General features: G+C 52.0%; 26 protein-coding genes and 1 pseudogene. 14 read left to right on the plus strand and 13 right to left on the minus strand.

What is annotated here, in order from left to right; all coding sequences use genetic code 11:
* Both B036_RS34060 and B036_RS0100010 read right to left on the minus strand, forming a co-directional pair.
* Positions 1 to 186 (minus strand): annotated as a pseudogene (locus B036_RS34060) (transposase); the annotation flags it as partial.
* 140 nt (positions 187 to 326) lie between these two features.
* Entirely contained in the window at positions 327 to 656 is a 330-nt protein-coding gene (locus B036_RS0100010; protein WP_020566625.1) for a DUF2853 family protein, read from the minus strand.
* A gap of 302 nt (positions 657 to 958) precedes the next feature.
* Between B036_RS0100010 and B036_RS0100015 the strand changes: the two genes are divergently transcribed.
* The 3 genes from B036_RS0100015 to B036_RS0100025 are packed head-to-tail and all read left to right on the plus strand — an operon-like array spanning position 959 to position 4,106.
* Positions 959 to 1,690 carry a hypothetical protein gene (locus B036_RS0100015; protein ID WP_157471967.1) on the plus strand — a complete coding sequence of 244 codons (732 nt, stop codon included), beginning with the start codon at positions 959 to 961 and terminating at the stop codon, positions 1,688 to 1,690.
* A complete protein-coding gene (locus B036_RS0100020) occupies positions 1,683 to 2,954 on the plus strand; it encodes a DUF4350 domain-containing protein (RefSeq protein ID WP_020566627.1) in 1,272 nt (423 codons plus the stop codon). Before B036_RS0100015 ends, B036_RS0100020 begins: the two co-directional genes overlap by 8 nt.
* Positions 2,955 to 3,005: 51 nt before the next feature.
* Positions 3,006 to 4,106 carry an AAA family ATPase gene (locus tag B036_RS0100025; RefSeq protein ID WP_020566628.1) on the plus strand — a complete coding sequence of 367 codons (1,101 nt, stop codon included), beginning with the start codon at positions 3,006 to 3,008 and terminating at the stop codon, positions 4,104 to 4,106.
* Positions 4,107 to 4,787: 681 nt separating this feature from the next.
* Here the strand turns inward: B036_RS0100025 and B036_RS0100030 are convergent.
* On the minus strand, positions 4,788 to 6,110 hold the full coding sequence (locus B036_RS0100030) for a serine hydrolase domain-containing protein (protein ID WP_020566629.1): 1,323 nt from the start codon (positions 6,108 to 6,110) through the stop codon (positions 4,788 to 4,790).
* Positions 6,111 to 6,301: 191 nt separating this feature from the next.
* Here B036_RS0100030 and B036_RS0100035 point away from each other — a divergent pair, with 191 nt between their 5' ends.
* Complete coding sequence (locus B036_RS0100035; RefSeq protein ID WP_020566630.1) at positions 6,302 to 7,165, plus strand: DUF2911 domain-containing protein; 864 nt, start codon at positions 6,302 to 6,304, stop codon at positions 7,163 to 7,165.
* Positions 7,166 to 7,326: 161 nt separating this feature from the next.
* Here B036_RS0100035 and aat read toward each other — a convergent pair whose 3' ends face one another.
* From aat to B036_RS0100050, 3 genes are all read right to left on the minus strand, one after another.
* On the minus strand, positions 7,327 to 8,013 hold the full coding sequence (aat, locus tag B036_RS0100040) for a leucyl/phenylalanyl-tRNA--protein transferase (protein WP_020566631.1): 687 nt from the start codon (positions 8,011 to 8,013) through the stop codon (positions 7,327 to 7,329).
* Positions 8,014 to 8,104: 91 nt separating this feature from the next.
* The gene (locus B036_RS0100045) at positions 8,105 to 8,404 is read right to left on the minus strand and encodes an ATP-dependent Clp protease adaptor ClpS (protein ID WP_020566632.1); all 300 of its coding nucleotides are present in this window, start codon (positions 8,402 to 8,404) and stop codon (positions 8,105 to 8,107) included.
* Between the two features lie 34 nt (positions 8,405 to 8,438).
* Positions 8,439 to 8,906, minus strand: coding sequence for a redoxin domain-containing protein (locus tag B036_RS0100050; RefSeq protein WP_020566633.1), 468 nt, complete (start codon positions 8,904 to 8,906; stop codon positions 8,439 to 8,441).
* A 432-nt stretch (positions 8,907 to 9,338) separates the two neighbouring features.
* On the opposite strand from B036_RS0100050, the gene B036_RS0100055 reads away from it, so the two are divergent.
* From B036_RS0100055 to B036_RS0100075, 5 genes are all read left to right on the plus strand, one after another.
* Positions 9,339 to 9,857, plus strand: a complete 519-nt coding sequence (locus B036_RS0100055) for an OmpH family outer membrane protein (protein WP_020566634.1) — start codon at positions 9,339 to 9,341, stop codon at positions 9,855 to 9,857.
* A 280-nt stretch (positions 9,858 to 10,137) separates the two neighbouring features.
* Positions 10,138 to 10,644: an OmpH family outer membrane protein gene (locus B036_RS0100060; RefSeq protein WP_020566635.1), complete on the plus strand. Its 507-nt coding sequence runs from the start codon at positions 10,138 to 10,140 to the stop codon at positions 10,642 to 10,644.
* 82 nt (positions 10,645 to 10,726) lie between these two features.
* Positions 10,727 to 11,575 carry a glutamate racemase gene (gene murI, locus B036_RS27470; RefSeq protein ID WP_020566636.1) on the plus strand — a complete coding sequence of 283 codons (849 nt, stop codon included), beginning with the start codon at positions 10,727 to 10,729 and terminating at the stop codon, positions 11,573 to 11,575.
* Between the two features lie 97 nt (positions 11,576 to 11,672).
* On the plus strand, positions 11,673 to 12,140 hold the full coding sequence (locus B036_RS0100070; RefSeq protein WP_020566637.1) for a DinB family protein: 468 nt from the start codon (positions 11,673 to 11,675) through the stop codon (positions 12,138 to 12,140).
* Positions 12,141 to 12,334: 194 nt separating this feature from the next.
* Entirely contained in the window at positions 12,335 to 12,871 is a 537-nt protein-coding gene (locus B036_RS0100075; RefSeq protein ID WP_020566638.1) for a hypothetical protein, read from the plus strand.
* 36 nt (positions 12,872 to 12,907) lie between these two features.
* On the opposite strand, the gene B036_RS0100080 is transcribed toward B036_RS0100075, so the two are convergent.
* Both B036_RS0100080 and B036_RS0100085 read right to left on the minus strand, forming a co-directional pair.
* On the minus strand, positions 12,908 to 13,597 hold the full coding sequence (locus B036_RS0100080) for a hypothetical protein (protein WP_020566639.1): 690 nt from the start codon (positions 13,595 to 13,597) through the stop codon (positions 12,908 to 12,910).
* A gap of 109 nt (positions 13,598 to 13,706) precedes the next feature.
* The gene (locus tag B036_RS0100085) at positions 13,707 to 15,980 is read right to left on the minus strand and encodes an aconitate hydratase (protein ID WP_026231531.1); all 2,274 of its coding nucleotides are present in this window, start codon (positions 15,978 to 15,980) and stop codon (positions 13,707 to 13,709) included.
* 516 nt (positions 15,981 to 16,496) lie between these two features.
* On the opposite strand from B036_RS0100085, the gene B036_RS0100090 reads away from it, so the two are divergent.
* Positions 16,497 to 17,228, plus strand: coding sequence for a TetR/AcrR family transcriptional regulator (locus B036_RS0100090; RefSeq protein WP_026231532.1), 732 nt, complete (start codon positions 16,497 to 16,499; stop codon positions 17,226 to 17,228).
* A 25-nt stretch (positions 17,229 to 17,253) separates the two neighbouring features.
* Positions 17,254 to 18,210, plus strand: a complete 957-nt coding sequence (locus tag B036_RS0100095; RefSeq protein ID WP_020566642.1) for an alpha/beta fold hydrolase — start codon at positions 17,254 to 17,256, stop codon at positions 18,208 to 18,210.
* A gap of 574 nt (positions 18,211 to 18,784) precedes the next feature.
* On the opposite strand, the gene B036_RS0100105 is transcribed toward B036_RS0100095, so the two are convergent.
* Positions 18,785 to 19,531, minus strand: coding sequence for a hypothetical protein (locus tag B036_RS0100105; RefSeq protein ID WP_020566644.1), 747 nt, complete (start codon positions 19,529 to 19,531; stop codon positions 18,785 to 18,787).
* Complete coding sequence (locus B036_RS27475; RefSeq protein WP_020566645.1) at positions 19,528 to 20,094, minus strand: RNA polymerase sigma factor; 567 nt, start codon at positions 20,092 to 20,094, stop codon at positions 19,528 to 19,530. Before B036_RS27475 ends, B036_RS0100105 begins: the two co-directional genes overlap by 4 nt.
* A 194-nt stretch (positions 20,095 to 20,288) precedes the next feature.
* Here B036_RS27475 and B036_RS0100115 point away from each other — a divergent pair, with 194 nt between their 5' ends.
* Complete coding sequence (locus tag B036_RS0100115; RefSeq protein ID WP_020566646.1) at positions 20,289 to 21,632, plus strand: tetratricopeptide repeat protein; 1,344 nt, start codon at positions 20,289 to 20,291, stop codon at positions 21,630 to 21,632.
* 474 nt (positions 21,633 to 22,106) lie between these two features.
* On the opposite strand, the gene B036_RS0100120 is transcribed toward B036_RS0100115, so the two are convergent.
* Positions 22,107 to 22,475 carry a four helix bundle protein gene (locus tag B036_RS0100120; RefSeq protein ID WP_020566647.1) on the minus strand — a complete coding sequence of 123 codons (369 nt, stop codon included), beginning with the start codon at positions 22,473 to 22,475 and terminating at the stop codon, positions 22,107 to 22,109.
* A gap of 187 nt (positions 22,476 to 22,662) precedes the next feature.
* On the opposite strand from B036_RS0100120, the gene hisS reads away from it, so the two are divergent.
* On the plus strand, positions 22,663 to 24,009 hold the full coding sequence (hisS, locus tag B036_RS0100125; RefSeq protein ID WP_020566648.1) for a histidine--tRNA ligase: 1,347 nt from the start codon (positions 22,663 to 22,665) through the stop codon (positions 24,007 to 24,009).
* Between the two features lie 21 nt (positions 24,010 to 24,030).
* Positions 24,031 to 24,411, plus strand: a complete 381-nt coding sequence (locus tag B036_RS0100130; protein WP_020566649.1) for a hypothetical protein — start codon at positions 24,031 to 24,033, stop codon at positions 24,409 to 24,411.
* 12 nt (positions 24,412 to 24,423) lie between these two features.
* Here B036_RS0100130 and B036_RS0100135 read toward each other — a convergent pair whose 3' ends face one another.
* Together B036_RS0100135 and B036_RS0100140 are read right to left on the minus strand one after the other, a co-directional pair.
* Positions 24,424 to 24,651 (minus strand): DUF433 domain-containing protein, encoded by a 228-nt coding sequence (locus B036_RS0100135; RefSeq protein ID WP_020566650.1) that lies wholly within the window; start codon positions 24,649 to 24,651, stop codon positions 24,424 to 24,426.
* Between the two features lie 136 nt (positions 24,652 to 24,787).
* A complete protein-coding gene (locus B036_RS0100140) occupies positions 24,788 to 25,165 on the minus strand; it encodes a hypothetical protein (RefSeq protein ID WP_020566651.1) in 378 nt (125 codons plus the stop codon).
* Positions 25,166 to 25,481: the final 316 nt, after the last annotated feature.

The raw sequence follows: 25,481 nt of genomic DNA on the forward strand, positions 1-25,481 counted from the left end.
TCGCTCACGAAACATAAGAATGATGACGAATAGGTTGAAAAAAGTCCCCACCAGTCGCTTATCAATAGCAGCATCCAAATCTACCCTTATCTGACGGGTGTAACGATCTACTTGACGAAGGAGAAATGGACCTGCTTTTCGCTTTATTGGAGTAGTTGCTTTATCTTGCAGTAACTTTAAAAACATAGGCCTTTTGAGTTTTTCTTGAAGTGTGAGAACTCCTCGAAAATACACAAAAGGCCTAATTTTTTGTCATCGCCAAAATTCGGGATGACTCATGTTTGACCGATGTGGGGATGTCTAAGACAGTCCTGTATAGAGAGGGTTTAAGCGTAAACGCTTTCCTTACCCAATTCTTTTACTACCATGTAGTAGAATACGGCGCGGTGCTTAGCGCGCTCGGTGTAGGCTGCACAAACAGCTTTTACTGCAGCTTCGCCTTCGGCAGCAGAGGCGCCGAGCTTCTTAACGCAGAAGTTGGCAACAACACGATCAAGCTCAGACTGCTGGGTACAAGCCACTTTGTTGCTGTCGTTGTTGTAAATGGATGGGCCGAGGCCTTTGGTTACTTTGCGAAGGAGGTCCATGTCTGCCTTAGCGTCCAGTTTCTTAAGTCCGGCCTCGTAAGTGGCTAGTTTTTCATCAAACTTGCTCATATAGGATGTGGGTTGTGTCGAGGTACTGGTATCGTCCCCGACGATTTATGGTGAAAAATTCTTAGCAATAATGCGAAAATTTGGCCACATGTTGTAGTCCCTTGGCATAAATCCTGAAATAAGATGACGACATGCATAATTTGGGGGATACAATTAGCTGGACTGCAGAAAATCAACTCCCCCGCAAATTGGCTGGCCTGAAAATGTCCCAACTGTGCTTAATTCCCTTTCATCCCGTATCTTCAGCCCTCCCGAATAATTACATGCATCCAGCCCGTCATTTTTTTTTCGTTGCCTCTCCTATGCTCCATCGCGGGAGCGCGTTGATCCGTGGTGGCTGGATCCTTTTCTTATTCCTGTCCCCCTTCGCTTTTATGGCGCAGGAGAATCAGTCCAGCCCGATGTTTCCGGCAGAGCGGCACCAGGAACTAAGAGAAGACCTCGCTTACGAGCAGAAAAAGCAGGAAGAAGAAAAACTGGAAGAAGATCTTGAAAAATGGTGGAATTTCGAAGCGTATGAGAACTGGTCCTTTGACCTCTCCAGCGGGACTTCCATCGTTATTCTGGTCTTATTGCTGGCGGGTTTAGGTTTTTTAATTTTCCGCATCCTTGGCGATGTAGAAATGCGCAAGCGGACCAGGGAAGCAGGAGAGGAACAGGATGAGATCAATATCGACGATCTGGAGGAAGAGGTACTTGTTGCAGAAGGCGTATCCGTAAGTCTGCTCGAAAGGGCTGAACGAGCTGGCCAGTACGATGTGGCCGTAAGGTTACTCTACATTCAGTTGCTTAAAGAACTTCAGGACGGTGGGCTGATCAAGTACCGCCGTGATTTCAGTAACCGGGACTACCAACAACAGCTTCGCCACACTGCATTTTTACAGGATTTTCGGGAAGTTACCGCCAATTACGAAAGGTTCTGGTACGGAAAATACCCCATCGAACGATTAGGGTACCGCCTGGTTTACGGTAAGTTCACCACCCTCAACGCCGCCATCCAGGCGGCGACCGCTAAACCTGACCCCTATGTTTAACGGCCGTACATCTACGTGGGTGTTCTACCTACTGGTGGTATTATTTGCCTCCGGGTGTTCCGGCTGTTTCACCAGCTGGACGGAAACTTACCGCTACGACAAAAAGCAGCCGTTTGACCTCTATGCCCTCTACGAATTAATGGAGGCGCGGCCCGAAGGGCTTGTCTTTATGGAGGATAGCCTGGCGACACTTAAAGGAGTGGGTGCCCAGTCCGGCAACTACGTATTTATCGGCAACTACGCCTACTACACTGAAACTTCAGTAACGGAATTGCTCGACTTCGTCGAGCGGGGCAACTCAGCCTTCATTGCCGCCTACGACCTCCCGGAAGATCTCGCCACCCACCTTTTCGGCAATGATTGCTACTATAACTTCTATGACGACAATGAAAGAATACTGAGCGAACAGCTGGACACCGTCACCTTCCAGTTAAATTCAACAGACGAAGACTTTCAGCTCTTCAACGTTTACAATTACGAGCCCCACAACAAAGCCACGTTTTACCTGAACGGAGGTATGCTTTGCGATGAAGCCCTCGACAATGAAGCCATTGGCACGGTGGGCGAATTCAACATCAATTTCACCAGGCTGAATTGGGGAGAGGGCAACTTTTACTTTCACACTAATCCGGTTTTCTTCACCAACTACTACCTCGTTGACAGCCTTCAGTATGCCTATGCCGAGGCCTGCCTTACCGTAATCGGAGAAGGGCCAGTATATTGGGATGAAGCCAGCCGGGTACCTCCTACCGTGGCCCGCCAACGCAATCAGCAAAACGCCCGCAACAACCAACGCAGCTACAGTGGCGGACGAAATCTGCTTACCGGAAACGAAGCCCTAAGCTATATTCAGGAGCAGCCCCCCCTGGCCCTCGCCTGGTATACCCTGCTCTTCGCCACCTTCCTGTACGTTGTATTTCGGGGAAAGCGTCGCCAACGAATTATTCCCATTATCCATAAACGGGAAAATTCCAGTAAGCGCTTCATCGACACCATCAGCCGGTTAGTCTTCCAAAAAGGACACCACATTGCCTTGGCGCGGCAAGAGCTGGCCAGCCTGCGGCTTCACCTCCAACACCGTTATGGCGTTCGTTGGAAAGACAACGAACCGCCTCCCGAAAACCTGGCGGAATTAATCGGCGTACCAGAAGACATCATCAACCGAGCCCTCATTGAAATCCGGATCGTACAAAATAAGAAACACCTCGAAGACCATGAGCTCGTTCGTTTCTTCCGGGCGATCGAACCCTTGTACGATCGTTAATGAGACAAGAAATTCCTAAAGCCCTACCTTCAACCTCAAGATTTATCAACCATGATGCCCGAAGACGAAATCACCGGCCAGGCCCCAGAGCCAAACGCTCCCGAAAATTACGAACCATCGCCCGGTGGTTCACTCGGGGAGCTCATTCCTGAAGAGGTTTCAGCGCCGGAAATTTCTACTGGCATGGCACCCGCAGATCGCATTGACCTGGAGGAGCTTAGGGAAGCCGCCATTAGCGTCCGTGCTGAAATAGCTAAGCTTATCGTGGGGCAGAAGGAATTTGTCGACCTCCTGATCGCTTCCTTATTGGCCGGTGGCCACGTATTGGTAGAAGGAGTACCCGGCATTGGTAAAACAATGATCGCTAAACTGCTGGCCAAAACGGTAGCCGCTGATTACTCCAGGATCCAGTTCACGCCAGACCTGATGCCCAGTGACGTTACTGGCACGACGGTGTTCAATATGGCCGACTCGAAATTTCAGTTTACCAAAGGCCCGGTATTCAGCAACATCGTGCTTATCGATGAGATCAACCGCGCACCGGCAAAAACGCAAGCGGCGCTGTTCGAGGTCATGGCCGAACAACAGGTCACCGTTGACGGGACCACCTACACGATGGAAGATCCCTTCTTCGTCATTGCCACGCAAAACCCCATCGAGCAGGAAGGTACTTATCGGCTACCGGAAGCCCAGCTTGATCGCTTCCTTGTCCGGATTATCATAGACTACCCCGACCACGAAGAGGAAAAGGAAATCCTTTACCGTTTCCGGAGCGATTTCCGACAGATGCAGCAGGAAAAAGTCAATCCCGTATTCACCAAAGCGCTGGTGGCGAAGTACAGCGCCCTGGTGGAGAAGATCTTCATCCGGGATGAATTACTCGACTACATCGCCGCACTGGTGCACCGCACCAGAACGCATCCCGACCTCTATCTTGGCGCCAGCCCGCGTGCTTCCCTGGGTATTCTCCGCCTCTCCAAAGCAGTTGCTGCGCTGTCTGGCCGGGACTTCGTCACCCCCGACGATATCCAACAGGTCGCCTTCCCAGTCCTCAACCACCGGATCATCCTTACGCCCGAACGGGAAATGGAAGGGTTCGGCGCTAAGGACGTGATCTCGGAGATTGTTAGAGCTATTGAGGTACCTAGGTAGTGAAGCAGTCAATAGTGGATAGTGCTGCCGCACTTGGATGCTCACTTCGCTCGTCGAGCATGGGAATAACCATTAAGGGCACTAAGATATTAAGAACTACACTAAGGGAAGGGTATTTAGAACCTACTGCGGGGCAAAGGAGAAGTTGGCTATTACTTAGTCATACTAAGCAGAAATTCCTTCTCTGTATGTCCACCCAGACCCAGAGGGTCGTCTATCTTATCGAGGGGTGACCGATGATCCGAAGGATCAAGGGAACCCCTCGTCTTCGTTGATGTGGCAGCATAAATGCTCGCTTCGCTCGTCCGTTTTAGAAATATGCGATATCTGATTGGCGATATCTGACAGGTGGTTTGGGCTGCCGCAAGGAGATGCTCGCTTCGCTCGTGCGGTTGCGTGTTACTGTTCTCATTCGGTGATGGCCTGGATTTTAGCATGCTACGCAGGGAGAAGTTCGCGGTGTTCTTTTTGATGTTTTTCGATAGCGCTTTATGCCGCCACTAAATGCCTCAATGCCCTTAATGGTTACTCCAACACCTCCCTTCCTAAATGCCTCAATGCACTTAATGGTTACTCCAACACCTCCTTCTTAGTGTACACCTTAGTGTCCTTAATGACTTAGTGGTTGCTCCAATACCTACTTACTTAGTGTACATCTTATTGCCCTTAATGCCTTAGTGGTTACTCCACCTCCAAAATCCGCCGCACCAACCCATCAAAGTCAGTAACCTTATCCTCCCCGTGCCCAAGGCGGGCAATCACCATATTCCGGGAAGGGATGATGAACACCCGCTGGTCCTGAAAGCCACGCATCATAAAGGCGTCTTTGGGTAGTGAGGGCATATCGGGGCCGGGCAGCCAGGTTTGGCCACCATAGGTGCCTTCGGAGCCTTCGGCGGGTTCGCGCAGGTAATCGATCCAGCCGGGGGCGAGCAGGGTGTCACCGTTCCAGACACCGTCCTGCAGCATGAACTGGCCGAGGTTGGCCCAGTCGCGGGCGGTAGCCCAGCCATAGGAGCTGCCTACGGGCAGGCCGGACTGGCTCGGCTCAATTAGGAGGCTGGGAGCAATGTTTGCATACAGCTGGGTAATTTGTTGCTGGATGGTGAGGCCTGGTAGTTCGCGGTCGGTCAAATGGGTCAGGATATTGGTGGTTCCACTGGAGTAATTCCAGACAGTATTTCGGGAAGCGATAGCCGGAGCAGAGTAGGCATATTCGGCCATATCAGCGTGTTCGTGCAGCATGATCGTCGCATCTGAGAGGCTGCCGTAGGCTTCGTTCCACGCCAGGCCGGAGTTCATGTGCAGGAGGTCAGCAATAGTAATTTCGGCACGTGCACTGTCGGTCCAGACCTCAGGAAGGAGCTGGTTTCGTGCAGAAAGTTCTTCAGGCGGGGCCGCAGGTGCAAGGGACGTTTGCTGGAGCGCACGCCCCAGTAACATTGCCGTCAGCGTCTTGGTCATCGACCAGCCCAGTAACCGGGTATGTTGGTCATAGCCAGAGGCGTAGCGTTCGGCGATGATGTTTCCATTTTGCATAATGACCAGTCCCCGCGCTTCGCCGCCGGGAACCGGCGCCATGCCAAAATCCAGTGCTTCGGTCAGCGCGGCCGGGCCGGCCAGCACTGCTCTTTCATCCCTCCCCTTTGCACCTGCGGCCCCGCCCTGAACCTCCACCAAAGGCTTATTTTCATCATTGATCAAGGTACAGCCAACGCCCTCCCGGAATACGGCCCGGCGAGGTACTAGTCCTAAAAATGAAGACCGAACCTCCTGGCCCTGCTTGCTCAGACTGGCGAAGCCAAGCACAGAAAAATTGAGGTCGTGCTCGCTGATTTCCGCCAATTCCCGACCCTGCAAAAAATGGCAGCTACAGGCGTGTTTCGCCGCATACCCCGACCCAATGTGCAACAAAGGCCGCAGCCAGAGGAACGCAGCAAATAAAACAGCAGCCAATAAAGAAAGGCTGATGAGCCAAAGACGGAGACGGGGAGAAATACGCATGGCGAAAGGTAGGGAGTTTTCAGGGTTCAGGGCTCAGGAACCAGGGTTCAGCGCCTAGGGTTCAGGAATCAGGAATAGGTCTTCTCACGCCTGATTCCCAAAACTATCCCCTCCCATGGTATTGAACAAAAGCTGCATAAGTGACCTTATCTGATAGGTAACTTTACCAACTCAAACCAATATCCAAATTTATGCGCAAGCAATTATTCACTTTGGCGTTTGCCGCCATGGCTCTTCTTTTCACTACGGGCCTTACCGCACAAGTAACCATGCCTTCGGCTTCTCCAACCGTGAAGGTGGAAACCAAGATCGGCCTGACCGATTTCCACGTCACCTACAGCCGCCCAGGCATGAAAGGTCGCGAAATTTTCGCCGAGAAAGGTCTAGTACCCTACGGTGAAATTTGGCGTACCGGTGCCAACCAGGCTACCAAATTCACCTTTACGGATAAAGTAATGGTGGGTGGTGCTGAACTCGCCGCTGGCGACTATGCCATACTAACCAAGCCAATGGCCGGAAAGTGGGAGGTCATGCTTTTCCCTTACGAAAGCGGAAGCTGGAACAGCTACGTGGAGAAAACACCCGCCGCCACTGTTTCTGCCAAGTCAATGGCTACCGGGAGCCCGGTTGAGACTTTCACCATCGACGTACAGAATTACACCATGGATGGTGCCGACATCGTAATGAGCTGGGGCAACACCATGGCTGTCCTGCCCGTAACCACCAATGCTAAGGAGGCCGTAATGGGCCAGATCGACCGTATGATGGCCGGCCCGAGCCAGAACGATTACTACCAGGCTGCAACTTTCCTTTCCGAGTCTGGTGGCAAGGAAAAAATGAAAGATGCACTTACTTACATCCAGAAGGCCAATAAAATGGCTGGCGACGATCAGCGCTACTGGATGGTTCGCCGCGAAGGCATCATTTTGGAGTCTATGGGAATGAAGAAAGAAGCCAAGGCTGCTTTCACCAAGTCTCTCGAACTGGCAAAAGCTGCTGGTAACATGGACTATGTTCGCCTGAACGAAAAGTCACTGATGATGAAGCCTGAGTAGTCTTCCAAGACGCTTCGGCCGATAACGGGCTCGCAGGAGATTTCCTGCGAGCCCGTTTTTTTTTGTTGCCAGACATCGGCGTATGAGGTGAGCACGTAGTTGCTCTAAAGTTGGAATGATGACATTGGGGAGGTCGCAGGGCAAAGTATTCAGCCTGACGTTTATACCGTCCATTTTCCGCGTACCGTCTCCTCCTCTTCGATCATTCCGATCAGATCAATAAAGGTCTCACGGGGAATAGCTTCTCCTCCCAATGACCTCAGGTGGGCCGTTTCCTGTTGGCAATCGATAACGCGAAAGCCTTCATCACCGAGTTTACGCACCAGGGAGATGAAGGCAAACTTACTGGCATTAGGCCGCAGGTGGAACATACTTTCTCCGAAAAACACTTTTCCCAGCGCCAGTCCGTAGAGCCCCCCCACCAATTCATCGTTTTCGTAAACTTCAACGCTGTGGGCAATGCCCATTTCGTGTAACTCTACGTAACCCTCGATAAGGTCTTCAGTAATCCAACTTCCCCATTGGCCGGGGCGATAGGTCTCCCGGCATTCGTTCATTACGTCCCGAAACCTGGTGTCGTACCGGAGAGTGAACTTCTTTTGATTGAAGTAAGGGCGCATACTTTTGCTCACCTTCAGCTTCTCAGGAAAAAGGACAAAACGTGGATCGGGGTGCCACCACAAGATGGGTTCACCTTCGGTAAACCAGGGAAAATAGCCAAGTCGGTAGGCATTAAACAACCGCTCGGGGCTGAGGTCTCCACCAAAGCATGCAGGGTTCTGCCCGTTGGTTTGCAGGGGATCGGGGAAGAGTTCCGGGAATTTAGTATCGAGGCGAAATAAGGGCATTAGGGGAATCACTTAGTCAGAGGGCCAGGAAGTCAAAGAGTCAGAGAAAGAGCGTGGCGAATTGTCTGACTCTTTGACTAGCTGACTTTGACTACCTTCCTTCGATGGTAGCGGAGAGCCCGCGGTCGACAAGGGCTTCACGTTTAGGGCGTAATTCAGCCATTGCGGCAGATTTAACGGTAGCTTTACCTTTGAAGTGAATCAGCAGCGCCAGTTGTTCACTTTGCGCTGAAGAATGGCCGAGAATTTCCTCGAAGCTTTTCATCACCCAATCAAAGGTGTTGTGGTCATCATTATAGACAATGAGGTCAGCGGGTTCACCAATACCCGTTTCAATATCTTCTTCGAGTAAGACGTCCTCTTGACCTTGTCCGTCGTGCGCGTATAACATACTGGTTGGCAATAATTTACTTTATGGCAAACGGCTAAAGGCCGCTCAAAGTTTCTTTGATCACCGCAAAGTTAGGTAAATCTCCGGCTGATTCCAGTACCTCGGCGTAGCGAATAATGCCTTCGGCATCAACGACAAAGGCGGAACGCTTACTTACGCCCTCCATTCCGAAGACAAAAGTGTCGTAGAGAGAACCGTATTGACGGCTTACTTCTTTGTTAAAATCACTGAGGAGAGGAAAATTCAGTTTTTCGCTTTCCTTGAACTTTGCCAGGGTAAATGGTGAGTCGACGCTGATGGCGACTATATCAGTATCCATTTTGTTGAAGTCGGCCAGGGAGTCGCGCATCGTGCACAACTCGGCGGTACAAACACCCGTAAAGGCAAGAGGGAAGAAAAGGACAACGAGGTTTCGTCCGGAGTAATCGCTCAGAGATACTTCTTTGGTATCGTCTGCGTGGAGGGTGAAGAGTGGAGCTTTATCGCCTGCCTTGAGGGTCATAATGTTTGAATTTTGTTCGCTTGTTTATACGCAGAAAAAGACGGAAGGTTGTGCCGAAGGGGAGATAGATTTCTGCCGGGCCCTACCAAAGAGGCTACTCTTAGACACTTAGTTGATTAGGCGCTGACGCAGGTGCAAGGAGCGGTTGAAAGAGCAGACGGGCGATCCAACGGCCCTCCCTTCAGCACTTGTTGGGGCTAAAAAATATGCTTTTCAGGGTCTCCGTCCGGTTACAGGCCGTTAATTTTACGTTAAACACCCTAAGTGTAGTTTCCCTTCGTTTCGGTACAGTTGTATGAAAGACAACCAGTTACGCGTTAAGGCTAATTCTTAAAACTATGCCAATGCCGTAACTTCGTCCCGCCGGAAGCGTCTATATGGTCAGACGGCCCGGTGCCGGAATTACTTTTGGACCCTAAAAGAATCACAATCATGCGTATCCGTACCACTCTTATTGTTGCCCTGATCGCCTTATTTGGCTTCGGCAGCAGCCTAAGCGCTCAGAAAATTGCCTCCATTGACATGGAGCGCATTATGAGCAGCATCACCGAATACCAGGACGCCCAGGAGCAACTGGACCAGCTGACCGCCAAGTGGCAGCAAGAAATCAATCAGGAGTACGACGTCATCAAAGGCATGTACAACAAATACCAGGCCGAGCAGGTGCTGCTGACGGAAGAGCAACGCGCTCAGCGGGAAGAAGAGATCATCGCTAAGGAAAAGGCAGTACAGGGCAAGCAGCGCGACCGCTTTGGCCCTGAAGGTTCCCTCTTCCAGCGCCGTCAGGAGCTGGTGAAGCCCATTCAGGACGCCATCTACGAGGCCGTTGAGCAGTACGCCACCACCCGTGGGTACGATTTCATCTTTGATCGTGCAGGTAGCGCCGGCATCATCTTTGCCAACGATACTTACGACAAGACGGACGATATCCTTCGTGCGTTGAAAAACTAGCAGCGTCGCTACGCTCCTGTTGCAGGGGCGCTGCGCGCCTTGTTGCAAGGGCTGCAGGTGTTACAGCCAAAACCCTTGCAACAGAGGAGCATTAGCAACTCTGCAACCACTGCAACCGGAGCGTAGCGACCCTGCAACAAAGCGCGCTACGCCCCTGCAACCTCTTTAAAAACAATCCCTACGTCCTCCCAACCGGGGACATTACTTTCGTCATCTTTAGTCGGTACAACATTCTTATTATCTTTGCGCCCGCTAAATGATAACTACTCAATTAAATCAAATGAAAAAGTTTCTTCAACTCGCCCTCGTGGCTATACTGGTATTTGCTGCAACGGCAACTGCCTCCGCTCAGAAATTCGGTTACGTTAACTCTACCGCCATTCTGGCAGAACTCCCCGCAATGAAAGCTGCCGAATCTAACCTGGAAGCCATGCAGAAGCAACTGCAGAAGAAAGGACAGAATATGGTCCAAAAATTCCAGGCAGACGTCGCTGCGCTAGAGGATCTGGCCGGTAAAGGCGAGCTGACCCCCAAGCAACAGCAGGAAGAATCTGTCAAACTGCAGACTCGTCAGACTGAAATCGGCCAGTTCGAGCAGACTATGGTTAACGACCTGCAGGAAAAGCGTGCAGAACTACTGAAGCCCATCTACGACTCCGTCAACGAAGCCATTAAGGCCGTTGCTGAAGAAGGTGGTTACCAGTTCATCTTTGACCAGCAGGTGCTGCTCTACGGTCAGGAATCATCTGACGTAAGCGCTGCTGTCCGGTCTAAGCTTGGGCTGTAACACAGTTGTTGCAGAGGTTGCAGTTGTTGCAGAGTTTATGATACAATGACTTCAATACCCATCAATATCTAACTTGTAACAAATGCAACCACTGCAACCTGCAACTATTGCACCCATCGGAGTCTTCGACTCCGGCATCGGCGGCCTCTCGGTCGCCGATGCTGTTTGTAGGCTATTGCCTGCGGAATCGTTGCTTTATGTGGCAGACAATGCCTATGCGCCTTATGGGCCCCGACCGGCCGACGAGATACTGGAACGCAGTAAAAAAATCACTCAGGCGCTCATTGGCGCCGGAGCGAAAATGATCGTTGTCGCTTGCAATACCGCAACCAGTATCGCCATCGATGCCCTGCGCCAGGACTTCCCAAAAATGCCATTTGTTGGCCTGGAGCCGGCGGTGAAACCAGCAGCCTCCGGCCGTAAGGTGGGCGTACTGGCTACCTATGCAACATTGAACAGCCCCCGGTACCTGGCGCTGAAAGCACGGTATTTGGCCGACCGGCCCGTGTTCGAAGACCCCTGCATCGGCTTGGTGTCGCTCATAGAAAGTGAAGCACCCGGTAGTGAACAGCTACGGGATAAGCTGCACGCCATTCTTAACCCGATGCTTATGCAGGGTCTTGACACCCTGGTTTTGGGTTGTACGCATTATCCAATGGTGAAGGAAGACATTGCTGCTGTTTGCGGACCTTCGGTGACCATCATCGACCCGGCACCTGCCGCTGCGCGGCAGGTCGAACGTCTGTTGCCCGAAGCCCGGCCTGCGGCCGGATACTCCCCCACCCTGCTCCTTAACCCCGTACCCGGCACCAGCGGCCTCGCCCATAACTTCTACAGCACCGGGTCCAGCCTTCCTACGCAACGGGCCTTACTCAGGTTGCCCCTCCTTAATCGGGATCGGAGGCTGGTGGTACCAGGGGTCAGGATTTAGTAATCAGTATTCAGTCTCTGAACGCTGAGTGCTGATTACTAAATCCCGATAACTGACCACAGAATACTGAATCCTGAATACTTCCTACCTTTCCGGCATGGAGAAAAAGACTCAAAACGCCATTGCCCTACTACGCGCAACGCGTAAGAACATTCAGGGCATCTACAATAATTATAATTTCGATCAGCTGAATTCAGTGCCCGCAGGCTTCAACAACAACCTGCTTTGGAATGCCGGACACGTTATCGCTACCATGGAATTGCTCACGTACGGATTGACAGGTTTGCCCCTTCCTTCCGATAAGGAGTTCATAGGTCGATACCGTAAAGGTTCCAAGCCTGAGCCTCCCTGCCCTGAGGGCGACTACGGACTCATCGGCGAAGGATTATCCAAAAGCGTTGACCGACTCGTCTCCGACCTTGAAACGCTCGACTTCAGTAACTTTAAGGAATACACCACTAGTTACGGCGTTACGCTTTCCAGCATTGAGGATGCACTTACTTTTAATAATATGCATGAGGCTATGCATTTGGGGACTATGTTGGCTATGAAGAGGTTGGTTTGATTGGCTGCTAAAGCAGCAGTTGTTTCTCACAGAGGGCATCACGGCACACAGAGGCTGCTAAAGCAGCCCCCATATCACCTCTACCTTCCTCTTACCACAAATTAAGACTTAAGTTAAAGTCCCATTAAACCGGAGAAAACAACTTAACCATCCACCCATACCAACGTCATTTGTACAGAAGCAAATTTCTTATCATGACCAGAATCCTAACAGCGTTAGCGCTATTCACCATTCTCTTCTCCAGTTGTGGCCCTAAACTCAGTCCGCTGACGCAACGTCTGGTTGATGATCAGAACTGGAGCGAAGATGAACTGAAACGCATCCAATTCTACCTCTCCGAAGACCTCATCCTGACCCGGGAGCTGCGCGACGGCAAATCCGAGATCCGCAACGGGCAGGTTAAGATCATCGACGGACGGGAAGTGGAGCAGATTGTCTTTAAGCGCAACACCCCCGGTGTTTTCGTTTTCAGCCCCAAGACGCAACGCATCGCCGTAAGTTTTGAGCGCAATGACGATGATTTTCTCGTCTTCGGCCCCAACCCCAAAGCTGGCAATCGCTACGTGATCATGGCCGCCGATTGGGATCGCCGCAGCGGAACCGTCACTTACTCCGGCAAGAAATGGCGCGTTAACTCTTCCGATGCCTACGCCAGCCTAATGATTCCTCTGAAGCGGCTGAGCAACAAAGACGTTAGCGGTAAAGTAGTGGGAGGGCGGAAGCTGAAGTAGGCTCAACGGCATACACTCCGCCAGGAATCGGGCGTACTACTCCCACTCCCGGTTCCGCGCCGTAGCCATCCGATCGTACAAGCGCTGAATGTATGGCCGGTGCTCTAACAGCCGCGCACCAGACATCGTCGCCTTTTTCACCTTCAGTACATTGGGGATGTCGACCTTTCCGGCGGTGAGGGAGTGCAGGAAGAAGAGTTCCAGGAAGTTGAACATCAGGTTCAGCCGGTGGAACCAGCCGCCAGGACTCACCTCGAAGCCCATTCGTTCCACCGAGCGATCAGAGAAAAAGTAGGAGGTACCGACGATTTCAACGGCGGCAGGATCTTCGGACCCGCCAACCTTATCGGCGATATTCAATAGCCCCTGCAAGTAAAAAGCAAGGACCGTCCGTTGCAATTCCGGGCCAGGAGATACACCTCTTAAATGGAGTAAATAGTCAATAGAAGGACCGCTGTGTATTTCGTACCGATCCTTTTTCTCTCCAAAAACCAGAAAGAGCGGAGAGTAGTATTTATACGCTCCAATTACCCGCATCAAAGGAGTTAACAATAACATGAGCAGTGGAGCCATCAGGAATAAACCAAGCATTTGGCCAAGGAAGCTACGCTCATCACCGAAGTCAAAAATTAACGTCATGGCAACGAAGCCCATAATGGTCATGATCAAACTGACCAACCAGGCGAGCACGGGGGGGAAACCATAATACTTATCAGGAATTCGCATAGGCAATGATAGCTAAAAGTTGTCCGAAATCAGAAAACCGCTTCAACCAATAAGGTCGAAGCGGTTTTCTTTAGGTCCTGCGATAAAACAGTCTCGCAGAACTGTTTGACTACTTCCCAGCAGCCACGTCTTCCCGAATCTTGTTCAGGGCAGAACCGGCCCGTACCCAATCCACCTGAGCGGCGTTGTAGGTATGGTTGGTCTTAACCGTATCGGAAGAACCGTCAGCGTGATCGAGGCGAAGGGTAAGTTGCTTGCCGGGCTGGAATTCGTTGAAATCAACAATGCTGATCTTATCGTCCTGGCGGAACAGATCATAGTCCGCTGGGTTAGCAAAGGTAAGCGCGAGCATACCCTGCTTCTTCAGGTTGGTTTCGTGAATACGAGCGAACGACTTCACCAATACGGCGTGAACGCCGAGCCAGCGTGGCTCCATTGCGGCGTGCTCACGACTGGATCCTTCACCGTAGTTCTCCTCACCGACGACAATCTGGCCAATGCCGTTGTCCCGGTAAGCCATACCACTTTCAGGAACGGCCATGTAGTCGTTCGTGACGTAGTTAAGTACGGTGTTGGTCTTCTCGCTGTACGCGTTGATGGCACCGATCAGACAGTTGTTGGAGATGTTCTGCAGGTGACCGCGGAACTTCAGCCATGGACCGGCCATGGAGATGTGGTCGGTCGTACACTTGCCTTTCGCCTTGATGAGGATGCGCATGTTCTGCACCTGCTCATTCTTGATCGGCTTGAAGGGTGTCAGCAGCTGCAGGCGGTCGCTGGTTGGGCTAACCACTACCTCGATGCCGGAACCATCTTCGGCCGGGGCCTGGAAACCTGCGTCTTCCACGGCGAAGCCGTTGGGGGGAAGTTCGTAGCCTTGTGGCGGAGCGAGTTTCACTTGCTCACCTTTATCGTTGGTCAGGGTATCCGTCAGCGGATTAAACTTCATGCTACCACTGAGGGCCATAGCAGTTACCAGCTCGGGGCTGGCGACGAAGCCGCGGGTCTGTGGGTTACCGTCGTTGCGCTTGGCAAAGTTCCGGTTGAAAGAAGTGATAATGGAGTTCGCACGGTTAGGATCGTCGGTATGGCGATCCCACTGACCGATACATGGGCCACAGGCATTGGCCAGTACGACACCGTCGATGGCCTCGAAAGCGTCCAGGATACCGTCACGTTCTACCGTGTAGCGGATCTGCTCGGAGCCTGGAGTAACGGTAAACTCGCTCTTGAATTTAAGGCCTTTAGTCTTGGCGTCTTTGGCGATGTTTGCCGCCCGGTCGAGGTCTTCGTAGCTGGAATTGGTACAGCTACCGATCAGGCCTACTTCGAGCACGGGAGGGAATTCGAACTCATCTACTGCTGCAGCGAACTCGCTGATCGGGAAAGCCCGGTCTGGCGTGTAAGGGCCGTTGATGTGCGGCTCCAAAGTGTTGAGGTCGATCTCGATCACCCGATCGAAGTACTTTTCGGGATTGGCGTACACTTCGGCATCGCCGGTGAGGTGCTCGGCTACTCCGTCGGCCAGTTCGGCGACATCAGCGCGATCGGTCGCTTTCAGGTAGCGGCTCATGCTTTCGTCGTAGCCGAAAGTAGAAGTCGTTGCTCCGATCTCGGCGCCCATATTACAGATGGTGCCTTTACCGGTACAGCTCATGCTCTTGGCGCCTTCGCCAAAGTATTCCACGATGGCACCGGTACCGCCTTTTACGGTCAGGATGCCGGCTACCTTTAGGATAACGTCTTTCGGGGTTGTCCAGCCGGAAAGTTTACCGGTCAACTTTACACCGATGACTTTGGGCTGCTTGAGTTCCCAGGGCATGCCGGCCATTACGTCTACGGCATCGGCACCACCTACACCGATGGCGATCATACCGAGACCGCCGCCGTTGGGCGTGTGGCTGTCGGTACCGATCATCATGCCGCCGGGGAAGGCGTAGTTTTCGAGTACGATCTGGTGAATGATACCGGCGCCGGGCTTCCAGAATCCGATGTTGTATTTATCGGAAACGGTGGAGAGGAAATCGTAGACTTCTTTGTTGACGTCGTTGGCAACGGCAAGGTCCTTTTCGGCACCGACTTTCGCCTGGATGAGGTGGTCACAGTGCACGGTACTCGGCACAGCGACTTTATCGCGGCCGGCCATCATGAACTGGAGCAGGGCCATCTGCGCGGTGGCATCCTGCATCGCTACGCGGTCGGGCTGGAAGAAAACGTAATCGCCACCCCGCGTATATTCTTTGAGCGGATTCTCCGGGTGGAGGTGGGTGTAGAGAATTTTCTCCGTGAGGGTTAGCGGACGGCCCAGCGTTTTGCGGGCGGCGGCAACTTTGCCGGGAAGGTCAGCGTAAACCTTCTTGATCAGATCGATATCAAATGCCATGTTGACTATTTCGTTTTCTTTATTTGTGGTGGGCTTCTGTTTTTGGGCGCGGACGCAGGTGCAAAGGAAGGTTAGTGAAAAGCAGTGTTCACGGCTCCGGTTTGCTGCGCCAGCTCTAATCTTCAACAGGTAAGTTGGGGAAAAGTCGACAAATGTAACAAGATTCGTTGTTTTTCTTGTTTGACCGCCTTCAGCCTGTGTACAACAAGTGACACAACCTATCGGTAATTGGCATTTAGGGTTGGCCTGAAGGTTCGGGCTCCCGCAGGTTAACCTTTCCGGACGTTCCGCCTGTCGGGTACGAACCTTAGGTTAAAAAGCCAACTGCTGAAGAAGCACCTAACTCATAAATCCCGTAGAACCAATTCGTTCTATGACTGACTCACATGAGTCAACTTAAATTTTAAGTTTAGACATAGGGTGTACCATTTATCGGGCTCAAAGCACAATGTTTTTCCACCTCTCTCCGGTAGGTCTCGCTTTAGGCTCGACGGAAAGGGGCTTGTTTGAAAAGCAATGCGTTTACGGACAAAATCTGTAGTGTCTATTTATTATCTGACGGAACACCCTGCTTCTAAAATTGACTACGACTTCATCATGTCAATAAATTCACGTATCTTTACCAACCAACCGGTCGGTAAGCATATGCCAATAACAAAGACAACCCCCGAAGCCATATTACGTTCCTCCTGGGCGGTATTCCACCGCCATGGGTACCACGACACCTCCGTGCAGCAACTCGCTGAGGCGGCGGGCCTCGGTAAAGCGGGACTGCTCCACCACTTCAAAAGCAAGGCCGGACTGATGCATGCGGTCATTGAGTATGCGCTGGACTGGTACCGGCGGAAGGTGCTCGCTGTCGCCAAAGAAGAAGGCTCCGTAGCCATGCGGCTGGAGATCGTGCTGCGCCGCCATTTCGAGCTCGTTCAGTACAACGACGGAGGTGGTTGCTTCTTTGCCAACATGACGCTCGAAACGGGGGTGGACGGTGTCTTCAGCGAAGGGCTGCGCAATTTCCATACCGAGTGGTGTGCGGCCATGGAAGCCCTGCTCTCCGAACGTTTCCCTGCCGCCGAGGCCAGGGAACGGGTTTACCGGTTTTTCGTCGACTACCAGGGCAGCGTATTACTCTTCAAACTTTACCACGACCCCAGCCATTTACAGCGCTTCATTCACCGGACGCTGCGCAGCCTCGATTTACCGATTACCCTCAACAACCGGGACAACCCGACAATGGGACAACCATGACAACCCGACAACCCGATAACTCGACATGAACACTCGCCAATTACTTTTCAAAAGCATCGGTCTGGGGCTGAATGCGGCCTCGTACGTCAGTCCCCGTGCCGCTGGCAAGCTGGCTTTCAATCTGTTTGCCCGGCCACCGAAGCCTAACGTAAGGGTCAAAGAAAAAGCCTTTCTGGATACCGCCATCAGGATGGATACACGGCATAACGGTGTGAACATCCCCGTCTACTGCTGGGGGCCTCATGGCGGCCCGGTGGTGTTCTGCGCCTACGGCTGGGGGTATAACGCCGGCCGCTGGCGGCACTATGTGCCGGCACTGACGGAAGCCGGGTACCGGGTGGTCGCTTTTGACCCGATCGGGCACGGACTGGCCCCATCCGGGACACTCGATTATCCTACCCTGGTCGCTATTGAAACTGCCGTCCTACGGCACCTGGGTGGTTGTGATATGGTCTTGTGCCATTCTTTCGGTGGCGGGTGCCTGATCGAAGCGCTGGTCAATTTACCGCAGGAAATGCACCCAAAGCGCGCCTGTGTAATGGCCACATTCTCAGAAGTAAAGTGGATTTTCCAGGTATTCACCATTAGCCTCGGGCTGCGCCCGATCATCTTCGAGGAAATGCAAGGCGTCATCGAACGCCGGACGGGGCGCAGCCTCGACGAATTCGACGTTGCCCTCAATGCCAGCCAACTCCCACACGTAGAAGCATTAATAATACATGACCCTGAGGACACCGTCACCGGATTCCGGAACGCTCAACGCAACCACAGCCACTGGAAAGGGAGCGCCTTATACAGTCCTGAAAATGCCGGACACCATCTCGGCACGCCCGGGGTTACCCGTACCGTACTGGATTTTCTGATCGACGCAACCTATCCAGACAACGTCCAATTCAACGATGGTGAGATTGATCCGCTACCGGCCATGGTGACTTCAGAGGACCTGGCGGCTAGTGGAGGAGTTAGCGATTATTATACTTAGTGCTGTGTCCTGTAAATATCCAGTTTTACTTGCGCTGATTTCTCCTAGCGAATACACATTGGTTGCCCTGGACGAAGTCCGGGGTTAACGGCCAAACAGCCTTTTATACACAACGCGTAGCGTCGTTAAACTTCCATGGTGCATTCTCGTTACCTGGGACTGCGTCGTGCCTCCTTGTCCCAGGCAACTTAATCTGCAGTCGCTACGCGACATATCCTGACCTACTTGGCCTGCTCCCTAAACCGGCCCTTGCATCCTGCGGCCGCGCCAAAACGTTCTCCCAGGAATAACCTTTATACAGGCTGATATTTAACTTATTTGGCGAGACCTTCATCTGGAGCTCCGGCGATTCATTCTCGGAAAGGTCCGCTACGGGGACGGCCGCAGGGCCACTGGCGTGTTACCTATATACGGTGATGGCAATAGAAACCGACCACTTTCTAATTCAGCAAGGCAAATTCAAGCGTCCAGCAGCCCTGAGCGGTTTGCAAGTAGAACTTGACCTTCAGGCCGGAGTAATAATGGGGTTGCAGGCTGGAGGGTTTGGGCGGTTGATGGAGCGCCGGGAGGTTACTTATTGATCCCGTACGCTTGGTGAATAGGTAATTATAGAATCAACCCTGGCAATCCTGGTCGTCAGATTTCCTAAAGTGTCCAGCCAATAAGTAGTATCTACTACGTGTACGACGTCTATGGCGAAGTCATCGTGTTCCTGATGATCATCTCTTCCTCCCCAGATAGTCAAACTTCCCGGCACCCTCACTGGAGGAGGAACGGTATCATATCGAACAGCTAACAGATTGCCCCGCCCACTGATGTGCAGTACGGTGTCGATGCGATAATCTGATACCTTTCCGGGACTGAGTAAAACATGAGGGCCTCGCCTGCGTAGCGCGTAGTCAAACCATATCGTATCAGAATTCATTTCGCCAACGCGGTTTCCTTGCTGGTCGAAAGTCCAGTAACGGTTCAGGGAATAATTCGGGGGAAAGGTATCCTGGGTGAAGATATTCGTCGCCATTTTCTGGTAGGCGATTTCCCCGTTAATGGACCCCAACCAAAGTCCCAAGGTGGCCACCAGCATCGAAATCCCGGCCCAGCCCCACCATGGTAGCTTGGGTAACGCCTTTGTGTTGGCAAGCCATGGCCACTGCAAAGGCCCAGTGGGTTCCTGCTCAAAGATGTGCTGTGCATTGGCGGGTACGGTACAATCCAATAGTCGGGTCATACCGTACCAGTCTTCAGTGGTTGACAAGGGAGTATGATCATCAATTTCTTTTCGCCATTGATCTTCCCAGTTCTGGTTGTCGGAGGTATTCATGACAGGGTTTCGTTGATGCGGTTAATAGATTGGTAGCGCTGCCGGAGCAGTTCCCGGGCTTTGGCGAGTCGCCAGCGACTGGCCTGTACCGTGATTTCCAACTCGGTGGCGACCTCAGCGTGGCTGTAGCCGTCGAAGACAACCAGGCTAAAGACAATTCGGAGAAAATCCGGCAGCGCGTGGAGCAATTTGAGAATGTCTTCGGCATTGAGTTGACCCAGGGCGGTGTTGGCGACCGAGATTGGCGGATCATAGGGTTCGGGCTGAAAGCGGCGGCGCGCGCGATCTTCGTCGCGGATGAAATTCAGGGTGGTTCGCCGGACAATAGTGGCCAGCCATGCCTCCAGTTTTTCCTTTTCGTGGTATTGCTCCAGCGCCTGAAAAATCTTCAGCATCCCCTGATTGAGGACGGCCACGGCTTCTTCCCGGTTCCGGAGGTACCGCAAAGGAATGGGCAGTAGCTTAGGGAAGTAGGTTCGGTAGAAGACCTCCTGCGCCCGACGGTCACCGGCCTTGCAGGCAGCGATTATTGTGGTGGTGGAGCTATTCGGAGGTGGGGGCATGGTGGGTAAGGTCGGGTTTCGTTAGGATTAGCACCGCTGATGAGGCGGGCGTTAGTGAGAAGTCTGAAAAATTATAGCTGTCAGACAAACTATTGTCCGGCTTCGCCAGGCCATAAGAATTTGTCGGACGGCTGGAGTGCCCGTCTGATGGATCGTGAAAACCTAACAATCAACATTCCCCGTATCTTCGCTCCATGTCTAACCACAAAGGTCAGTTCCTTGCTGCGCTACCACGTAACTTCCACGCTTTGCGTGGGCCGTTTCTGCAATGGGCGGCGCCTTATGAGCAAGCTAATGAAGTAGTACTTGGTCACCTGCGTCGGGCGCTGATTGGCTGGTATGAGGCGTCCATTGATCAGACGGAGCCTTACGTGGGCAAAGTCAACCATTACGTGCAGCGGGTAGCGGAGGTTTATTTCTCTGGTAAAATGGAAGAGGCCGTAATGGCCGCCGATCGGATGCCGTTAGCGGTACTGGGGATGACGGAATCCCAAAACCCGCTCAACCATCTTCCACGCCCTATTCACCTGAATGCCACCCAGCAGTTAATGCTTACGCAGTTTAAAGAGATGGGCAAAAACTGTCAGGACCTTTTGCTGATGTCCGATTATCATCAGCTGACGGTTACGCGGATGGCGGAAGTCCTCAACCTGGAAGGTCGCCTGGCGCAGCTGGAAGACCAGCGAAGCAAGTGCCTGTTGATGGTACGTGAAGGCTGGCAAGCTGGCGGCATCGTTGATCCGGTGCATACGCCCAGTCCGCTGGACGAAGAACTGATCAACCGGTACTACTCCGGAGAGCTCGGCGTTGCCGAGCGCTGGGATGTGGAAGCCCGCCGGCCGGTCGACAGCGTTTTCCGCCAGGCAATGGAGCTGCGGGAAGACTGGGCGGAAGTCATTACCGTGGCCGGGCGGCAGGACCTTATGGAGACGTTGATGCGGGAAGAGGCCAAGTATGCCGTCAAACGTTCCTCTGCACCTGCGGCCGCGCCCAAAGTGAAGCTGTCCCCGCGCAGAAAAGGCGGCATTAAAATCGGCACCACCGAATTGCCCGATTTACAGACCATCCTTGCCGTTGGCTTATTTACGGTCTTATGCTGGTTAGCCTGGACCACCTTTGGCCCCGGCTCCGTCCAACGAAAATCTGTTGCTCATTTTGAGCCCTACCCCAACATTTTCGACCGCTACGCCCCCCGCGACGAAAGTGAGCGGGACCTTAAACGTATTCTCTATTATTACGACCGGGCCGACTACCAAACTGCCTACGATGAGCTGCTGCCCGTAGCGCAGGCCTACCCCGCCGCGCCGCTCTACCTCGGTGTCTCTGCCCTGGCCCTGGAGCAACCCACCCGAGCGCTGGATTGGCTCGAGCAAATACCGGAAGGCAGTTTTTATTATCCTACCGCAGAGTGGTACGAAGCGCTGGCTTACCTGGCCGAAGGGCGCAAAGAAGCGGCGATTATTGTGCTGGAAGATATTTCCGAGGCGCCGGGGCATGAGTTTCGGGGGGCGGCAGAACGGCTTTTAGAGGGGCTTTAGATTCTCGATTCTCGATTAGTGATTCTCGATTTTGGAGAGGCTGCCGCTGGTACGTGCTCGCTTCGCTCGGAAAATTCTCGATTCTCGATTAGTGATTCTCGATTTTGGAGAGGCTNGATTCTCGATTTTGGAGAGGCTGCCGCTGGTACGTGCTCGCTTCGCTCGGAAAATTCTCGATTCTCGATTAGTGATTCTCGATTTTGGAGAGGCTGCCGCTGGCGCGTGCTCGCTTCGCTCGGAAAATTCTCGATTCTCGATTGGCGATTCTCGATTTTGGAGAGGCTGCCGCTGGTGCGTGCTCGCTTCGCTCGGAAAATTCTCGATTCTCGATTGGNGATTCTCGATTTTGGAGAGGCTGCCGCTGGTNCGTGCTCGCTTCGCTCGGAAAATTCTCGATTCTCGATTGGNGATTCTCGATTTTGGAGAGGCTGCCGCTGGTACGTGCTCGCTTCGCTCGAATGCAGATAGTAGATATCACTTTTTACGTTTGTCCAAGGACCTTGCAATGGCTACGAAGATGCTGATTAACTGATTGTTTTCATCAAGCAACCCTGACAACTTAGCAGCAGCGATGTATCCCTTCCGCTTGATGATTCTTAGATTGATGTGGGTTTCTCTCAACTCTTTTAGCGATACGCTGATTTTGTGTCGAAAATCACTGGGTGACTCTGCACCACGAGCCTCGCCATACAAAAGGGCCGGAGCACTACCGGAGCGTACAATCTGCTTACAAAGATGCTGTGCTGCGTAAATATGTGGAAGTTGCTCCGAAACATTTAATATCCGAACAGTAAAATCAATCAATCGATTCTCTAGTAAAGCGGCGCGTTCATTTGAGGTCATTCTGCTGCTATTTTTAGGCAAATAAGTCTAAAAATAGGTAAAATTGAATTAATACACAAATAGTTTTTTTACATTGAAAAATAAAACAAAATCGTAAAATCAAAAAATCGTAGGCAATTCTATCATTTCCCACAATCGAGAATCGAGAATCACCAATCGAGAATCGAGAATCTTTTACCTTTGCCCCATGAAACCTTCCATCCCTAAAGGAACCCGTGATTTCCTCCCCGCCGAAGTACGCCGTCGTGATTACATTTTTGAGGTAATTCGCAAGCATTTCCGTCGGTTCGGCTACCAGCCGATCGAGACACCGGTGATGGAGAATTTAGAAACCCTGACCGGTAAATACGGAGAAGAAGGTGATAAGCTATTGTTCAAGGTGTTGAACAACGGTGATTTTTTGGGGAAAGCCAATGCGGAGGACCTGGCGAATAAGGACAGCAACAAGGTCCTCTCCAGCATCAGTAAGCGCGGCCTGCGGTACGATCTCACGGTTCCGTTTGCGCGCTACGTAGTGATGCACCAAAACGACCTGGCCTTCCCCTTCAAGCGCTACGCCATCATGCCCGTTTGGCGGGCAGACCGGCCGCAGAAAGGACGTTACCAGGAGTTTTATCAGTGCGACGCCGACGTGGTGGGCTCAGAAAGCCTACTCTATGAAGCGGAGCTGACACAGCTGCTCGACGGCGTGTTCCACGACCTGGGCCTAAAGGCGGTTATCCGACTCAACAACCGTAAAATTCTGGCTGGGCTGGCGGAAATTGCGGGTATGGCCCACAACATGATGGACATGACCATCACGATCGATAAGTTGGATAAGATTGGCTGGGAGAAAGTCTCGGAAGAACTGGGTAACCGGGGCGCGGACGCAGGTGCCATAAACGTTATTAAGCAATTTCTGGACGCCACCAACCTGGCGGACGTAGCGCCGCTCCTTGCCAACAGCGAAGTCGGCCAGCAAGGCATTGCCGAATTACAGGAAGTCTTTGACCTCATCGCTTCCCAACCCACCAACAACCGCATCGAATTCGACGTCACCCTGGCCCGCGGCCTCAACTACTACACCGGGGCCATCTGGGAAGTAGCCGTCGATACCGACGCGCCCGGACAGGAAAGCATCAAAATGGGCTCCATCGCCGGTGGTGGTCGCTACGCCGACCTTACCTCTATCTTTGGAATGAAGGACATGCCCGGCGTTGGCATCAGCTTCGGCGCTGAGCGCATCTATGATGTACTCGAAGAGCTCGACGCCTTTCCGGCAGACGCTGCAGAAGACTTGCAGTACCTGCTGATTTGCCTCGACGATGAAGCGCTGGCCCACGGCTTCGGACTCGTCTCCCGCCTGCGCGCCAGAGGCGTGCACGCTGATCTTTACCCAAAGGCCGCCAAGTTGAATAAGATGATGAAGTATGCGGATCAGCGCAATGCGCCGAAGGTGGTGATTATTGGTAGCCGGGAAGCGGAGAGTGGGGAGTACTCCGTTAAGACTATGGCGACGGGAGAACAGAGGATGGTTAATGAAAAGGAATTTTAGTTCCTGATGTAACCTAACAATATGAGACTCTTATTCCTCTTGAATACGTTGTATTTTTACTACATAGCTATTTCAGTCGCTCTCGTCTATTCTTTTTTAGGGGATATTTTTAAATTTCAAGAATACACATTTATTAATTTTTATCTGCCAATATTGCTTATCGCTTTTGGCGTTGGTTTCTACACCGTTCGATTGTTTGTATTCGCGAATGATGAAAACCCTAAGTCTTCAACTAAAATAGTATTCTTGCTTTTTTACCTTGGCTGCTTTCTGGTTGGCATTAATTATCCACTCTTCAGCGGATTATGTTCAGCGTCAACATTGATATCATTGAGTATTGCCATCGCTGTAGTCGGCACCTTTATTGAAGGTGGGTTTATTCTTTTAGCCAATACAAAATAGGTAAGGGGAGTTTCAAACACCAGAAACATGAATACGCTTTTCCCGCGCAGCGGCGTACCCCAATGCCTGCTTAATCCCTTCCTCCGTCAACTTAGGAAAATCCTCCATCAACTCAGCAAAAGACATGCCGATGGACAAATAACCAAGCACATCTCCAACGGTAATCCGGGTGCCTTTTATGCAAGCTTTACCCGAGCGAACGTTCGAGTCGATAACGATTTCACTGAAGCCTTGTAGCATGGTACATGGTGTTGTTAATGAAGTTGAAAAGGTTACCAACCGTAGTAAAGTTTCAAATTCCGTATGTCTATGAATATGGTACAGCTTAGAGGTAAGCTAACATCAATGATAAACATTCGACATAACGCATCTCAATCTATTCCGCCCCAAACAAATACCCCCAGGGAATAACAAACGGCAATACAACTACCCAAATCACGAAGAAGGTAGCCATTCCTTTTGGGTAAGCTTCGCCAGCCCGCAGGGCCGGAAGCGCAGCAAAGAGCAACCAGCCACCTTTGTAAATTAGTTGAAAGAGTAAGACCAGGCTCATCCGCTCCGGGAGGAAAAGTCCCACAATGGAGAGTAGAAAAATGGCTCCCCATAAAGCGCCCACCAAACGGATGGATTCGGAATAGGCGAACGCGTTTTCGAAAACCGTCCGGACGGCCCGCTCGGGGAAGAAAAGGCTGGTAATGCTGATCCAGCCAGCGACGAGGACATTGGCGGCGAAGACGATGCGTAGTAAGATCATTCGGTATTTTTTTCCCGTCGGCGTAAGCACGATAAGATGACCGTCCACTCTGCCTCCGGCAGCTGACAATAGGTATGGATGAATTGGCGATAAGGATGCATCTTAGGCTTCAATAACATCTACCTAAAAAGGTTCAAGAAAGTCGATCAGTACGTGACAAAACACTGCTCCTCTCCTTGCCTTAATCCCCCTTCCCTGCACCTGCGGCCCCGCCCAACTTGACAGCTTTAAAAAGGTACACAAGCTATCCGCAGTCCCCTTTCCCACAAGGAAATTAAGCCGCTGATTACTCTCATAGAGGGAGCACAGAGTACCA

Origin of the sequence: Neolewinella persica DSM 23188 (assembly GCF_000373105.1) — a bacterium.
Taxonomy (GTDB): domain Bacteria; phylum Bacteroidota; class Bacteroidia; order Chitinophagales; family Saprospiraceae; genus Neolewinella; species Neolewinella persica.

Excerpts from the sequence above, each read along its gene's own strand:
- B036_RS0100010 (WP_020566625.1), bottom strand. The coding sequence starts at position 656 with ATGAGCAAGTTTGATGAAAAACTAGCCACTTACGAGGCCGGACTTAAG.
- B036_RS0100015 (WP_157471967.1), top strand. The coding sequence starts at position 959 with ATGCTCCATCGCGGGAGCGCGTTGATCCGTGGTGGCTGGATCCTTTTC.
- B036_RS0100020 (WP_020566627.1), top strand. The coding sequence starts at position 1,683 with ATGTTTAACGGCCGTACATCTACGTGGGTGTTCTACCTACTGGTGGTA.
- B036_RS0100025 (WP_020566628.1), top strand. The coding sequence starts at position 3,006 with ATGATGCCCGAAGACGAAATCACCGGCCAGGCCCCAGAGCCAAACGCT.
- B036_RS0100030 (WP_020566629.1), bottom strand. The coding sequence starts at position 6,110 with ATGCGTATTTCTCCCCGTCTCCGTCTTTGGCTCATCAGCCTTTCTTTA.
- B036_RS0100035 (WP_020566630.1), top strand. The coding sequence starts at position 6,302 with ATGCGCAAGCAATTATTCACTTTGGCGTTTGCCGCCATGGCTCTTCTT.
- aat (WP_020566631.1), bottom strand. The coding sequence starts at position 8,013 with ATGCCCTTATTTCGCCTCGATACTAAATTCCCGGAACTCTTCCCCGAT.
- B036_RS0100045 (WP_020566632.1), bottom strand. The coding sequence starts at position 8,404 with ATGTTATACGCGCACGACGGACAAGGTCAAGAGGACGTCTTACTCGAA.
- B036_RS0100050 (WP_020566633.1), bottom strand. The coding sequence starts at position 8,906 with ATGACCCTCAAGGCAGGCGATAAAGCTCCACTCTTCACCCTCCACGCA.
- B036_RS0100055 (WP_020566634.1), top strand. The coding sequence starts at position 9,339 with ATGCGTATCCGTACCACTCTTATTGTTGCCCTGATCGCCTTATTTGGC.
- B036_RS0100060 (WP_020566635.1), top strand. The coding sequence starts at position 10,138 with ATGAAAAAGTTTCTTCAACTCGCCCTCGTGGCTATACTGGTATTTGCT.
- murI (WP_020566636.1), top strand. The coding sequence starts at position 10,727 with ATGCAACCACTGCAACCTGCAACTATTGCACCCATCGGAGTCTTCGAC.
- B036_RS0100070 (WP_020566637.1), top strand. The coding sequence starts at position 11,673 with ATGGAGAAAAAGACTCAAAACGCCATTGCCCTACTACGCGCAACGCGT.
- B036_RS0100075 (WP_020566638.1), top strand. The coding sequence starts at position 12,335 with ATGACCAGAATCCTAACAGCGTTAGCGCTATTCACCATTCTCTTCTCC.
- B036_RS0100080 (WP_020566639.1), bottom strand. The coding sequence starts at position 13,597 with ATGCGAATTCCTGATAAGTATTATGGTTTCCCCCCCGTGCTCGCCTGG.
- B036_RS0100085 (WP_026231531.1), bottom strand. The coding sequence starts at position 15,980 with ATGGCATTTGATATCGATCTGATCAAGAAGGTTTACGCTGACCTTCCC.
- B036_RS0100090 (WP_026231532.1), top strand. The coding sequence starts at position 16,497 with ATGCGTTTACGGACAAAATCTGTAGTGTCTATTTATTATCTGACGGAA.
- B036_RS0100095 (WP_020566642.1), top strand. The coding sequence starts at position 17,254 with ATGAACACTCGCCAATTACTTTTCAAAAGCATCGGTCTGGGGCTGAAT.
- B036_RS0100105 (WP_020566644.1), bottom strand. The coding sequence starts at position 19,531 with ATGAATACCTCCGACAACCAGAACTGGGAAGATCAATGGCGAAAAGAA.
- B036_RS27475 (WP_020566645.1), bottom strand. The coding sequence starts at position 20,094 with ATGCCCCCACCTCCGAATAGCTCCACCACCACAATAATCGCTGCCTGC.
- B036_RS0100115 (WP_020566646.1), top strand. The coding sequence starts at position 20,289 with ATGTCTAACCACAAAGGTCAGTTCCTTGCTGCGCTACCACGTAACTTC.
- B036_RS0100120 (WP_020566647.1), bottom strand. The coding sequence starts at position 22,475 with ATGACCTCAAATGAACGCGCCGCTTTACTAGAGAATCGATTGATTGAT.
- hisS (WP_020566648.1), top strand. The coding sequence starts at position 22,663 with ATGAAACCTTCCATCCCTAAAGGAACCCGTGATTTCCTCCCCGCCGAA.
- B036_RS0100130 (WP_020566649.1), top strand. The coding sequence starts at position 24,031 with ATGAGACTCTTATTCCTCTTGAATACGTTGTATTTTTACTACATAGCT.
- B036_RS0100135 (WP_020566650.1), bottom strand. The coding sequence starts at position 24,651 with ATGCTACAAGGCTTCAGTGAAATCGTTATCGACTCGAACGTTCGCTCG.
- B036_RS0100140 (WP_020566651.1), bottom strand. The coding sequence starts at position 25,165 with ATGATCTTACTACGCATCGTCTTCGCCGCCAATGTCCTCGTCGCTGGC.